General features: G+C 46.4%; 2 protein-coding genes. Both read right to left on the bottom strand.

Features of this window, described 5'->3' with window-relative positions; genetic code table 11:
- The coding region (locus tag KIV40_RS34030; RefSeq protein ID WP_285353859.1) for a DUF84 family protein at nt 1-321 on the bottom strand (321 nt) is incomplete at its 3' end.
- A gap of 18 nt (nt 322-339) precedes the next feature.
- Nucleotides 340-1,050 (bottom strand): EAL domain-containing protein (locus KIV40_RS34025; RefSeq protein ID WP_285353858.1); only part of this gene is annotated, 711 nt, incomplete at its 5' end.

The raw sequence follows: 1,050 nt of genomic DNA, 5'->3' as shown, positions 1-1,050 counted from the left end.
TGGTAGCATTAAACTTGCAGAGCGAGATTCACCACGTTGGCCATTTGATTCAACCACCATCCAAGCAAAGGTAACATTGCCTTCAATCCCGGCTTCTAGGCCAACATAGAAATCGCCATGTGGGCTGGCTTGAGTCGCGTTGTTCACGCGATTAACGGCACCTTGATAGGTCTCTTGATTACTCATTGGTTGGTCAGCAACACCACTGGCAACGCTAACGCCTTGAAAGTCAAACTCTTGATTTGGGAAAGCGGCATCAAACGCACTTTTTACCGCGTTGATTTTGGCTGGGTTGAGTGACGCAATAATGACTGTTTTCATGATTCTCTTTCTTATTCGTTATTTTGTTAGTGCTTTTTGTGGCGATGCGCTCCATCGATCCTGATGGCTTTTATACCATATACCGAGCTCCTCTAGTGGCATCGGTTTGCCAAAATAATAGCCTTGCAAAAGGTCGCACTCTGCTTCAACTAACCATTGATGCATAGCTTGGGTTTCAATGCCCTCAGCCGTTACCTTTTTACCTTGAGCGTGACATAGCTCGATTACAGGTTTCACTATGTTTTGATTATCGGTTTCAATTAAGGTCTCTAAGAAGCCCTTATCCAGTTTGATTTTTTGTGTTGGATACTGAACCAGTTGGGTGATAGAGGTAAAGCCAGAGCCAAAATCATCAATCGCGAGCATATAGCCCATTCGAGACAGCTCGTTGAGCAGAGGGAAACCTTGAGCACCCGATTCAAAGGTCTCTGTTATCTCGAAGTCGATCAAGTGAGGTGGAATGTTGTGAGCGTCAGCATGCTGATCGATGAACTCTGCCAAGTGCGTGGTTTCAATACCCGCAGAGGAGAGGTTGATCGAGAGCTGAACCGGGTGTTCGAAGTGTGACTGTAGGCGGTCGAAATCGTTAAAGGCGTGCTCAATAACCCATTTATCGACCTGCTCAAATAGCCCTGTCTGTTCGGCAATAGGGATGAATTCATCTGGAGCAAAAACCCCTAACTGCTTCGAATGCCAGGGCAGTAAGACCTCAAAACCGATCACGGTCTC

This window comes from Vibrio sp. D173a (assembly GCF_030248475.1).
This window is presented reverse-complemented; position numbering and strand designations above follow the sequence as displayed.